Consider the following 11,446-nt stretch of genomic DNA (forward strand, 5'->3'; position numbering starts at 1 on the left):
GGCGGTACGGCCGGCTCGAATCCTTGGTGACTCTCTCGTTTTCCTCTTCCGCGCATAGCACCGAATCCGACACTGTTCCTCCAAGTCGAGGCGCGAGTCTTCTCAGTGGCGGTGACCGGCCGGCCGCGCCGGGCGGCACGGCCGGCCGGTCCCACCCCGGCTTCCCGGGCGGTCAGCCCAGGTAGTCCTCCGCTCCGCCGGTGCGCACGGTGTCGAGGGTGAAGCAGTGGAATCCGCCGCCGAAGAGCCTGCGGTGCCGGTGCCGGACCGGGACGACCGTGAAGCCCTTGTTCTCCAGCGTGGCGATCAGGGTCTTGCACGCGTCGTTGACCATGACGGTCTGCTCGTCGATGGAGAGCAGGTTGAGGTCGATGTACGGGCTGGCCGGGATCGGGGTGTCGTTCTCGTACTGCGGGTAGTCGCTGACGGTGGGGGCGGGCGGCACGATGATGTCCCACTTGCGCAGCGGCTCGGGCAGGTAGTCCAGCACGCCCTCGGAGCGGACCAGGAGGGTGCCGGGGCGCAGCGGGATGACCACGCTGTCGATGTGGCTCTGCGTCAGCTTGTGCATCCGGTGGACCCGGAAGCGGCCCTCCAGGTGCCGCTCCAGCCAGTCGCAGGCCAGGGCGTGGTTGGCGTTGGAGATGTTGACGATCAGGTCGCGGCCCAGGCGCAGGCAGTTCGCGCCGTCGATCATGATCTCGACGCCCACGTCGTACGGGGAGGCCTGCGGGTCCAGCGGCGCCTCGATGTTGGGCGCGGCGTCCTCGTTGGCCGGGTCGAACGACGCGTCCGTCATCATCGGCCGGGGCATGGTCGTCCAGCGGGCGCCCTGCTCGAAGTACCGCATGAAGACGGGCTTGAGGAACTGGGTCTCGAAGTAGCGGGCGCGCAGGGTGGGCGGGGTCTCGATGATCTCGTCGCCCAGGATGAGGGTGTTGTCGCGCACGTTCAGCGGCGGCGTGACCGGCGCCGACCAGCCCGGCGCCGACATCTCCGTGGCCTCCGGGGCGAGCCGCATCGGACGGTGCACCGTCAGGCCCAGGGACTTGAGCGCCGCGGCGATCCCCTCCACGTCCTCGATGAGCTCGTCGAGGAACCGCTCCTTCATGGCGAGCCGCTGCGGCTCGTTCCGCTTCTTGCGGTCCTCCCCCGGGCGCCAGTCCGTGATGCTCGCGTAGTAGCCGCGGGCGCCGGAGACGTTGTCACTGATGAACATGTCGAACGACAGGTCGCGGAGGCGTTCCGCGTAGTTGACGGCCGAGCCGAGCACGACCTCCTTGAGCGGGGTGAAGTCGTCGTAGCTGTTGAGGCGCATCCGGGGTCTCATTCGTGAGTAGGTGGGTCCAGCCGGCCCGTCGGCCGGTGGGGTGTGAGGTGCGGGCGGGGCGCGGGGCGGCGGCCGGCGTCGTCCGGCCGCGACCGGCTCAGGTGCCGAGCTCCTGCTTGAGGAAGGAGGCGAGACGCTCCACTCCGGTCTCGATCTGCCCGTCGTCGAGGTAGCTGCAGGCGAGCCTGAGCTGGAAGTCGCCGGCGCCGTCCAGGTAGAACTGGGACATGGGTGTCCACAGCACGCCGTAGCGCTCCGCCGAGGTCTTCAGCAGGGCGAGGTCCGCGGGCACCGGCAGCCGCATCCGGACGAAGAAGCCGCCCTCGGGCCGGTTCCAGTCCACGCCGGCCGGCCGGTCCCCGCCGAGGTGCCGGTCGAGGGAGTCCAGCAGCGTGTTCAGGCTGCGCCGGTAGTGCTCGGACTTGCGCCGCCCCAGCTCGGCCAGCGACCGCCCGTGTTCGAGCAGCATCCCGCCGATCACGGCCTGGCAGAGCGGTGAGGTGTTCACCGTCACCATGCTCTTCACGGCGGCCAGTTGTTCGGCGAGCGACCGCTCCTCGCCGTCCGCGGACTCGACCCGCTGGTCGGCGACGACGTACCCGACCCTCGCCCCGGGGAAGCAGATCTTGGCGAAGGTGCCGATGTGCACCACGCGGCGCCCGGTGTCCAGCGCCTTGAGCGGGGCGAGCCCGCTCCCTTCGGGGGCGGTGAAGCCGTAGGCGTTGTCCTCCAGGAGCAGGAAGTCCTCCTGCTCGGCGAGCGCCAGCAGCGCGCGGCGGCACTCCGGCGACATCCGCCCGCCGCCCGGGTTGGAGAAGTCCGGGGCGACGTAGCAGGCGCGGATCCGCCGCCCGGCACCGCGGGCCTCCCGGCAGGCCCGCCGGAGGCCGTCGAGGTCGATCCCCCGGTCGCTCTCGTCCACGCCTGTCACGGGGATGTCGAGCAGCCGGGCCGCGCCCATGATGCCGACGAAGCACGGGTTGGCCACCGCCAGCACGTCGTCCGGGGAGCGGAACAGCGCGCGCAGGGCGATCAGCATCCCCTCCTGGGCGCCCACGGTGATCACCACGTCGCGCGGCGCCGCGTCGATGCCGTGGTCGCGGCGGAGGGCGTCCGCCACGATCCCGTTGATCAGGCCCTGGCTGGGCCCGTACTCGAAGAGCAGCTTCCGCGCCCTGGCGGGAGCGTGGCCCTCGGCGACCAGGTGCTCCAGGAAGCGGTCGGTGTACCGCTGGGGATCCAGCCCTTCGAAGAAGACGGGGTGCGGGGCGCCCGGGCCGAACGAGACGGCGTCCGGGTAGCGGCTCATCACCTCGTTCAGGAACCCGATCGACTGCAGCACCGGGTCGTCGAGCGATCCGTGCAGACCGGCGGAGTTCAGTCGCATATCAGCCTCTGCCCGCTCTCAACTCTGGGACTGTGCGCGTTGCCAACGCCGTTCGACCTTCTGGAGGACGTCGTCGGAGTAGGCCCGGACGGACTGGGCCACCGCGAACTCCGCCAGGTACTCGCGGAAGAGGTCGACCGGCTCCTCGGCGAGCGACAGCATCCGGCGGTTGGCGGCGACCGCCGGGGCGCTCAGCTCGCGCACCGCGCGCTCGACCGCCTCAGCCATCCCCTCGGCCGGCACCACCTCGTCGCACAGCAGCAGGCCCGCCGGTTCGGACGCCTCGATCCGCCGGCCGCCCAGGATCACCTGACGGGCCAGCCTGGCGCCCGTCTGCCGGGTGAGCCGCAGGTTGCCCAGCCCGGGGACGATGCCCTCCTCGGCCGCGGGCAGGCTGAGGTAGGCCTGCGACTCGGCGATCACCCGGTCGAGCACCAGCAGCAGCTGCATGCCGCCGCCGATGGCGAAGGTGTCGACCGCGCCGATCCACGGCTTCTGGGTCATCCGGTCGGTCGAGGCGCCCGGGGCCGGGTCGGTGAGCAGACCCCGCATCATCTTGTTGATGTAGCCGAGCTCCCGGCCGAGCAGGAAGTCGACGAGCGAGATCCGCCCGTTGCGCAGCTCCTTGAGGTTGATGCCCGCACTGAACACCCGCCTGCCCGCGTACTTGGGGTGGTCCACCTCGCCCCCGCGCAGCACCCCGACGCGCACCTGGTCGTCCAGCAGGGCCAGGTCGACCGCGGTCTCCAGGTCGGCGATCAGCCGGTTGTCCTCCGCGTTGAGGCAGTGCGCGTTGCGGAAGGTGACGTGCGCCGCCCCGCAGCGGCGCTCGACCAGCACCGACGCCAGTTCGGCCCTCCCGTGCGCACGGAAGTCGTCCAGCAGTTCCAGCGCACGCGGCGTGGGCAGCAGCATGGCGTCGATCAGGTGGCGGCCGGCCCGGGCGGAGCGCAGCACGGCGCCGCAGAAGATGCCCTGGTCGATCTCGCGGCCGTCCTTGTCGGCCTGGCGGTGCTCCAGTTCGGCCGCCAGCTGCGCGCGGGTCGGCACCAGCCCGGGGAAGCGGTCGGCCGCGGCGTGCACCAGCTCGGGAAGCCGCAGGTGGACCGTGCAGCCGTCGGTGAGCCGCGCGTACACGTCCTCGGCGTGCAGGCCGAGGAAGGCACGGCGGGCCGCCCGCATCGCTTCGAGTGCGTCGTCGGCGCGGCGCTGCTGCCCGTGGTCGCGAGCGGACCTGAGCGGCAGCCCGGAGAGCAGCTGCTCCCCGGCGGCCGTGTACGACTCCAGCAGCCGGGCGTCGGCGTCCAGCGCTCCGGTGAACCCCGGGACGGGGGCCGGCCACGCCTGTCCGGCCCCCGCGGTCGGAGAGGAGGCCCGGCTCACGACTCCGACCGCCCGGTGGAGGACGCCCCGGCGTGCCCGGACGCCCCGGCGCTTTCGGATACCCCGGCGCTCTCAGGCGCCCCGGCGCTCTCGGGCGCCCCGGCGCTCTCGGGCGCTCCCGCCAGACGCCGCAACTCGCGGTCGCAGGCGGCGAGATGGATGCCCAGCGCCTCGTCGTACTCGACCGAGGCGGCCTCCAGCAGCAGCTGCCGGCGGACCGCCAGCTCCTGGTCGGAGATCCGGCCGGTGAGCACCGCCGCGGTGTGCACGGCATCCGTGAGGTCCTCGCTGATCTGGTCGACCAGGCCGAGTTCGGCGGCCCGGGCCACCGGGATGTCCGCGCCCCACATGACGATCTGCCGGGCGCGCGCCAGTCCGAGGTGCTGGACCAGGCGGTACAGCGACATGCCCGGCCAGAAGTGCCCGTCGTTGACCGGCAGCATCAGGGTCAGGTCGGGGGCGCCGATGCGGTAGTCCGCGGCGAGCAGCACGTCCAGCGCGGGCCCGCCACAAGTCCCCTGGGCGACCACGATGTTGACGGCGCCGAGCTTCTCCAGCCGGCGGACCGCACGCTCCCACCGGTTCACCTCCTGGATGGCGACCTCGCCGGGCCACTCCCGGGAGCCGGCCGGCAGCGGCTCCAGCCGCAGCACCACCACCGTCCGCTCCTGTGCGCCCTCGACCTCGGCGCAGAGCGCGTTCACGGTGGCGGTCAGCTCCGCGAGCGGCCGCGCCCCGTCGATCGTCACCGCCAGGCCGAGCCCTTCGAGCCGCCGCACGGATCCGGTCTCCGTTTCCACAGTCTCCGTCCCTTCCTCTTTCACCAGCGCACCAGCGCCATCTCGATCGTCGACCCCGGGCCCATGGTCATGAAGACCCCGTAATCTCCCGGGCGCACGGAATCCTCGGCCATCAGCCGTTCGTAGGAAAACAGAAATGAACCACTGGAAAGATTTCCATGGTCGCGGAGCACACCGGTCGTGTGCCGCACGTCGTACCGGCTCAGCCCGAGATTCGCGCGCACCGAGTCGATGACCTTCTTGCCCCCGGAGTGCACTGTCCAGTGCGAGATGTCGGAACGCCGCAGACCCGTCCCGGCGAGCAGCCGGCCCAACGCGATTTCGGCGTGCGCCCCCACGACATAGGGGACCTCGGGATCGAGATAGAAACTGTATTTCCCGTGGTCATCATCCCAGTCGTAGCGCATCGCATCAACCGCCTCCGGAATGATGCAGCTGGAAAAGCGCAGCAACGACGGACCGGCGGTCCGCTCCCGCACCTCCGCGGCCGCACCGCCCTCGGGGGCCAGGACGGCGAGCGCCGCGGAACCGTCCCCGAACAGGCTGTTGACCACGGACGTCCGCATCGTGCCGTCGAACACGTACGCCGCGGAGCACGCCTCCATGCACACCATCAGCGCCAGCTCACCGGGGTGGGCGTTCGCCCAGCCGGCCACCGCGGTGAGGGCGTTCAGCCCCGCGTTGCACCCCATTCCGACCACGTCCAGCCGTGAACAGTGGCGGTCGATCCCCAGTTCCTTGATGAGCAGGGCCGAGAAGCCCGGCGTGAGCAGCCCGGTCGTGGTGACGCAGCACAGGTACCGCACGTCGGACAGCTCGGCACCGGCCGCCTTCAGGCAGGCCTCGACCGCCTCCCGGCCCATCGCCAGGCCCGTCGTCACGTGCTTCTGCAGCAACTGGCCCTGCGTCTCGACCGCCCGCGAGCCGTCCGGCAACAACGGCGGGAGCGTGAGGCCGCGGCGCTCGATCGCACTGTTCCGGAAAATCGACCTGATCCGCGGATCGGTGACCTTGAACTCCTCCAGGATTTCCTCCTGCGTGTAGGAGGTGGCCGGAACCGCCGTCCCCACGCCGAAAACACGGGGGAATATCCTGGAGTTCCCGCCGGCACCGGCGGAACCCGGCGGAGCGTACTGCGATGGCCTTTCGGACAGTTTCATGACATTCGACTCCCAGCGAAGACTCGTCAATCGGTGATCCGCAACCGGCGTATGGACTACCATCGCCTGCATGTCGCTGACCAGGGTTTGCTATGAAAAGAACGGCCATACCGCCCAAATAACTCTCAACCGCCCGGAAGTCCTCAATGCGATGGATCTGCGGATGCACGAGGAACTCGCCGAGGTGTGGGACGACTTCCAGGCCGACGACGACCTGTGGGTCGCCGTCCTCTCCGGCGCCGGCACCCGCTCGTTCTCCGTCGGGCAGGACCTCAAGGAGGCCGCCCGGCGGAACAGCGAGGGGACGGCCGGGCCCGCGACCTTCGGCAGCCGCGGCAAGCCCGGCTGGCCACGGCTCACCGAACGGTTCGACCTGGCCAAGCCGGTGGTCGCCAAGGTGCGCGGGTTCGCCCTGGGCGGCGGCTTCGAACTGGCCCTGGCCTGCGACATCATCATTGCCTCCGAGGACGCGGTGTTCGCACTGCCCGAGGCCAGACTCGGTCTCGTCGCAGGCGCGGGCGGGGTGTTCCGGCTGAGCCGGCAGCTGCCGTGGAAGACCGCGATGGGCTACCTGCTGACCGGGCGGTCCATGGACGCGCAGCGCGCCTACGAACTCGGCCTGGTCAACGAGGTGGTCGCGGCGGACGACCTCGACGCCTGCACCGACCAGTGGGTGGCGGACATCCTCCGCTGCGCCCCGCTCTCGGTCCGGGCGGTCAAGGAGGCCGCCACCGCGTCCGCCCACCTCCCGCTCGAAACGGCCTTCGCCATGCGCTATCCCTGGGAGGAACGACGCATGCACAGCAGGGACGCCGTGGAAGGCCCGCGCGCGTTCGCCGAGAAGCGCGCGCCCGAGTGGGAGGGCCGCTGAGCCGCTCAGCCCAGGTAGTCCTCCGGCCCCCCGTCGCGCACGGTGTCGAGCGTGAAGCAGTGGAACCCCCCGCCGAACAGGCGCCGGTGCCTGTGGCGGACCGGCACGACGGTGAACGAGTGCTTCTCCAGCGTCCGCATGAGCTCCGGGCACGCGTCGTTGACGAGGACCGTGTCCGGGGCCGTGGACAGCACGTTCAGGTCGATGAACGGGCTGGTGAGGACAAGGTCGTCGTCCTCGTAGGCGGGGAAGTTGTTCGACTCCGGGGCCGGGGCCACGATCATGTCCCAGCCGCGCAGCGGCTCGGGCAGCTTCTCCGCCACCTCCCGGGACCGCACCAGCAGGGTGCCGGGGCGCAACGCCAGCACCATGCTGTCGATGTGACTGTCACTCAGCTGGTGGACCCGGTGAACGCGGAACCGGCCCTCCAGGTGGCGCTCCAGCCAGTCACAGGCGAGGGCGTGGTTGGCGGTCGAGATGTTCGCGACGATGTCCCGCCCCAGCCGCAGGCACTGCGCGCCGTCGAACATCATCTCGAAACCCACGTCATAGGCCGAGGGCTGCGGGTCGTCGATCGGCTCCGTGGGACCGCCGGCCGTGCTGGAGCGCACGTACGACAGGTCGAAGGAGGCGTCCGTCATCATCGGCCGCGGCATGACGGTCCAGCGGGCGCCGCGGCGGAAGTACTCCTGGAAGACGGGCTTGAGCAGCTGGGTCTCGAAGTACCGGGAGCGGATCATCGGGGCGGTCTCGATGATCTCGTCGCCGACGATCAGCGTGTTGTCCCGGACGTTCAGCGGCGGGACCACCGACGCCGCCCAGGCCGGCGTCCGGACCTCTGCCGTGTCCGCGTCCACGTCCATCGGCCGCAGGACGTTCACCGAGAGCGACCTGAGGGTCTCGGCGATGCCTTCGAGGTCTTCGTTGAGTTCTTCGACGTACCGCTGCTTGATGGGCACGCGCCCGGCCCCGCTGCCACTGCGGGCGGACAGCCGGGGGTAGTACCACTCGGAGCGTGACGGATTGTCATGGGCGATGTTGTCGTGGAAGAACAGGTCGAAGGAGAGCTCCCGGCTGTGCGAGACGTAGTTTCTCGCGGAACCGACCACGACCTCTCTGAGCGGCGACCATTCATCGAAGCTGTTCAGCTGCACAATCATCCTCTTGCTGGGATCTGATACTGCCCGCGACGACCGGGAAAAGGGCGGCGGGAACGCCCGTGCGGGTGGCCCGCCCGTGAGGTACGCCCGCCGCCCAGTACCGGCCTGATGCGCGCGCGCCCGCCGCGTTACTTCGTTCCCATGCTCAGTCCGTGCTCATAGGGAAGGCCGGTGACGGTGTCGACGTCCTTGAAACCGGCCAGCTTCAGCCACGCCTCGTAGTCCCTCGCCGGATAGGCCATTCCCTGACCGCTGGCCAGGACGTTGAAGTACAGGCCGAGCCGGGCGCCGAAAATGCCCGAGGTCTCGTCGTCCGAAACGTTGTAGCCGTAGACGAAGATCTTCCCGCCGTCCGGGAGGGCGTCGTACGCCTTCTTCATCATGCCCACGATCTGCTCTTCCGAGAAGATCTCCAGGACGTGGCTGAAGAGTACGGCGTCGGCACCGGACGGGAATTCGTCCTGGAAGATGTCACCGGCGTGCAGCCGGACGCGGTCCGGGAAGGCGGCCGCGGCGTCCTCGTCGGTGAGCCCGGAGACGCTCGGCATGTCGAAGATCGTGGACGTCAGCCCGGGGTGGTTGGCGACCAGCCGGAGGGAGGTCGTGCCGTCCCCGCCGCCGACGTCCAGCAGGTGCCGCACGGACCCGAACTCCGGCCGGCCGACCAGGCCGTCCACGGAACGCAGGGTGAAGGCGCTCATCGCCCGGTGGAAGACCGCCTCCAGCTCGGGATTGCGCGAAAGCCGCTGGTAGAGCGTGGGCTCATCGCCGGGGTAGCTGTCCAGCGCCGTGTTCCGGCCGGCCCGCAGGGCCGTCGTCATCTGGGCGAAGGCAGGGTAGTAGACCTCCTTCCAGCCGATCATGATGTGGCTCCAGCTGTCCTCGGCGTCCGAGGCCAGCAGGTCCTGGGCGACCCGGGAGTTGGAGTACTTCCCGTCCTTGCGCTCCAGCAACCCGGTGGTGCACACGGCCTGCAGCAGGACCCTCAGCTGGTGCGCCGGGATGCCGGCGTGCTCCAGGATCTCCGTGAACTCGGCCGAGGGCCGGTCGGCGAGGAAATGGAAGATCCTGAGCTCCGCCGCGGTGGTCACGGCGTTGAAGAGCGCCGGGGCGTTCACCAGGAACATGAGCTTTTCGTATGCGGGGTCACCGTCGTACGACTCGTCCATTTTAAACCGTCGCCTTCTACTCTTTCGATGAATCTGAGGATGTGGTGCGGTGGTTGCTGTTTTTCGATGGGGAGAACGCCCGCCGAAAATGTATCGGGATTCCGTATTGCCCTGGCAAGATCACCGGCGTGTGGTGTGGGTCACTGCACGGGTTCACCGTCCGGGGTCGCCTTTTGCCGCGACCCCGGATTCTTACGGTGCCTCGGGCGAAGCGTTCAGTCGACCGGCCCCCCGTGCGCAAGCAGGGGTGCGGCGGACTTCCAGGCCAGTTCCAGATTGGCCAGCTGCCCCATGCGCTGGTGGTCACAGTCCAGCGCCACCTCCCGGACCTCCGCCGAGCTGTATTTCTTCCACGCCTCGGCGAGGGGCGGGGTCGTCGCACGGCCGTTCCGGGAGGAGACGAAGACGATATCCCCCTCGTACGTCCCGGGATCGTGCCCCTCGTCCAACAGTTGGTTGTTCTCGATGATCCGGTGGACATTCGCCCTGAGGGTGGCCGGCAGTTCCCTCGCGAGCTGCTCCTCGTCCGGCGGCAGAGCAGCCCCGCCGTCCGGCGATCCCGCCCAGCCGTCCGGCGATCCTGCCCCGTCCCCCGTGCGGACGGGCCGGCACTCGGCGAGATGGGGGTCCAGGAGGACGAGGCCGGCCACCTCCTGGCCGAGCTCCTGCAGCTGAACGGCCATCTCGTGCGCCACGACGCCACCGAACGACCAGCCGAGCAGGTAGTAGGGCCCCTCGGGCCGGACGGCCCTCATGTGCGCGATGTACTGGGCAGCCATCTCCTTGAGCGTCCGCGGGAGCGCGGTCCCCCCGTCGAGGCCCCGCGCCTGGATGCCGTAGATCGGGTGCGGATCGGTGACGTACCGCGCGAGCGGCATGTAGCACCAGCTCATCCCGGTGCCGGGATGGATGCAGAAGACCGGCGGCTTCTCCCCGTGGTCGCGGATGACGAGGAGCTCGCTCAGTGCGTCCTGGCCGGTCTGGCCGCTCAGCGCATCGACGAGGCCCGCGACGGTCGGGGCTTCGAAGAGCGTGCGGATGCCGAGCTCGACGCCGAGCAGGGTCCGGATGCGGCCGACGAGGCGGGTGGCGAGGAGCGAGTGCCCGCCCAGTTCAAAGAAGTTGTCGTCGACACCGACCTGTTCGACACCGAGGACGTCGGCGAAGACGGTGCAGAGAAGCTCCTCCTCGACCGTGGAGGGGCCGCGGCCGGTGGAGACGGCCGCGTAGTCGGGAGCGGGAAGGGCGCGCCGGTCGAGCTTGGCATTGACGGTCAGCGGCAGGGCGTCGAGGACGACCACTGCTGCCGGGACCATGTACTCGGGCAGCCGCTCGACGGCGAACGCCCGCAGCGCCGACGGCAGTTCCTGACCGTCCTGACCGGGGGCGGGAACGGCATAGGCGACGAGGCGCTTGTCACCGGGCGTGTCCTCGCGGACGATCACGGCCGCCCGGGCAACACCCCGGTACGCGGCGACGACCGACTCGACCTCACCCAGCTCGATACGGAAACCACGGATCTTCACCTGGTCGTCGGTACGCCCGATGAACTCCAGGTTCCCGTCCGCCTGCCACCGCACCAGGTCCCCGGTGCGGTACATCCGCTCACCGGGCTCGCCGAACGGACACGCCACGAACCGCTCCGCCGTCAGACCCGGCCGGTCGAGGTAACCACGCGCCAGACCGGTACCCGCAATGTAGAGCTCACCGGCCACCCCCGGCACCACCGGCTGAAGCGAGGCGTCCAGGACATACACCCGCGTGTTGTCCATCGGCCGCCCGATCGGCGGCGCCGAACCGATCGCGTCCGGATCCGTCAACGCGGTCTGCGTCGCACACAGCGTGATCTCCGTCGGACCGTAACTGTTGATCACCGTCAGGTCCGGACACACCTCCAGCACCCGCCGGATCGACGTCGCCGACACCACATCACCACCGGTGAGGACGTGACGCGCCCCCGCAAAAGCCGCCGGCTCCACCTCCGCAATCGCACGGAACAGCCCCGCGGTCATGTGGAGATGAGTGAGCGAATAACGCTCCACCAGATCCCGCAACGTCGCCGCATCCAGATCAACCCCCGGCGCCACGACAACGATCTCACCACCCGACAACAGCGGCACCCAGATCTCGTACGTCGAACCGTCGAACGCATGCGAGGCCTGGAACGGGATCCGCCGCGGCCCCTC

The 11,446-nt window shown here is 69.8% G+C and carries 9 protein-coding genes; 1 reads left to right on the forward strand and 8 read right to left on the reverse strand.

Going from position 1 to position 11,446, the window contains the following annotated elements; translation table 11 throughout:
• Window positions 1-172: 172 nt before the first annotated feature.
• The 5 genes from C2142_RS09945 to dpgA all read right to left on the reverse strand — a co-directional run bounded on the left by C2142_RS09945 (window position 173) and on the right by dpgA (window position 6,060).
• Window positions 173-1,318, reverse strand: a complete 1,146-nt coding sequence (locus C2142_RS09945) for a glycine amidinotransferase (protein WP_148642058.1) — start codon at window positions 1,316-1,318, stop codon at window positions 173-175.
• Window positions 1,319-1,427: 109 nt separating this feature from the next.
• Window positions 1,428-2,717 carry a PLP-dependent aminotransferase family protein gene (locus tag C2142_RS09950; protein ID WP_148642059.1) on the reverse strand — a complete coding sequence of 430 codons (1,290 nt, stop codon included), beginning with the start codon at window positions 2,715-2,717 and terminating at the stop codon, window positions 1,428-1,430.
• An 18-nt stretch (window positions 2,718-2,735) separates the two neighbouring features.
• On the reverse strand, window positions 2,736-4,100 hold the full coding sequence (gene dpgC / locus C2142_RS09955) for a (3,5-dihydroxyphenyl)acetyl-CoA 1,2-dioxygenase DpgC (RefSeq protein ID WP_241002483.1): 1,365 nt from the start codon (window positions 4,098-4,100) through the stop codon (window positions 2,736-2,738).
• Entirely contained in the window at window positions 4,097-4,879 is a 783-nt protein-coding gene (gene dpgB / locus C2142_RS09960) for an enoyl-CoA-hydratase DpgB (RefSeq protein ID WP_241002484.1), read from the reverse strand. Before dpgB ends, dpgC begins: the two co-directional genes overlap by 4 nt.
• A gap of 41 nt (window positions 4,880-4,920) precedes the next feature.
• Window positions 4,921-6,060 (reverse strand): 3,5-dihydroxyphenylacetyl-CoA synthase DpgA, encoded by a 1,140-nt coding sequence (gene dpgA / locus C2142_RS09965; RefSeq protein WP_148642061.1) that lies wholly within the window; start codon window positions 6,058-6,060, stop codon window positions 4,921-4,923.
• A 70-nt stretch (window positions 6,061-6,130) separates the two neighbouring features.
• Between dpgA and dpgD the strand changes: the two genes are divergently transcribed.
• On the forward strand, window positions 6,131-6,931 hold the full coding sequence (gene dpgD, locus C2142_RS09970) for an enoyl-CoA-hydratase DpgD (RefSeq protein WP_148642062.1): 801 nt from the start codon (window positions 6,131-6,133) through the stop codon (window positions 6,929-6,931).
• 5 nt (window positions 6,932-6,936) lie between these two features.
• Here dpgD and C2142_RS09975 read toward each other — a convergent pair whose 3' ends face one another.
• From C2142_RS09975 to C2142_RS09985, 3 genes are all read right to left on the reverse strand, one after another.
• Window positions 6,937-8,085 (reverse strand): glycine amidinotransferase, encoded by a 1,149-nt coding sequence (locus C2142_RS09975; protein ID WP_148642063.1) that lies wholly within the window; start codon window positions 8,083-8,085, stop codon window positions 6,937-6,939.
• A 134-nt stretch (window positions 8,086-8,219) separates the two neighbouring features.
• Window positions 8,220-9,218, reverse strand: a complete 999-nt coding sequence (locus C2142_RS09980; RefSeq protein ID WP_241002485.1) for an acetylserotonin O-methyltransferase — start codon at window positions 9,216-9,218, stop codon at window positions 8,220-8,222.
• A gap of 257 nt (window positions 9,219-9,475) precedes the next feature.
• Entirely contained in the window at window positions 9,476-11,431 is a 1,956-nt protein-coding gene (locus tag C2142_RS09985) for an alpha/beta fold hydrolase (protein ID WP_277347329.1), read from the reverse strand.
• Window positions 11,432-11,446: the final 15 nt, after the last annotated feature.

Source organism: Streptomyces sp. CB01881 (assembly GCF_002953255.1).
Taxonomy (GTDB): Bacteria; Actinomycetota; Actinomycetes; order Streptomycetales; family Streptomycetaceae; genus Kitasatospora.

Bases quoted from the DNA above. Each gene is read 5' to 3' on its own strand.
- dpgD (WP_148642062.1), top strand. From the start codon at position 6,131: ATGTCGCTGACCAGGGTTTGCTATGAAAAGAACGGCCATACCGCCCAA.
- C2142_RS09950 (WP_148642059.1), bottom strand. From the start codon at position 2,717: ATGCGACTGAACTCCGCCGGTCTGCACGGATCGCTCGACGACCCGGTG.
- dpgA (WP_148642061.1), bottom strand. From the start codon at position 6,060: ATGAAACTGTCCGAAAGGCCATCGCAGTACGCTCCGCCGGGTTCCGCC.
- C2142_RS09945 (WP_148642058.1), bottom strand. From the start codon at position 1,318: ATGCGCCTCAACAGCTACGACGACTTCACCCCGCTCAAGGAGGTCGTG.
- C2142_RS09980 (WP_241002485.1), bottom strand. From the start codon at position 9,218: ATGTTCCTGGTGAACGCCCCGGCGCTCTTCAACGCCGTGACCACCGCG.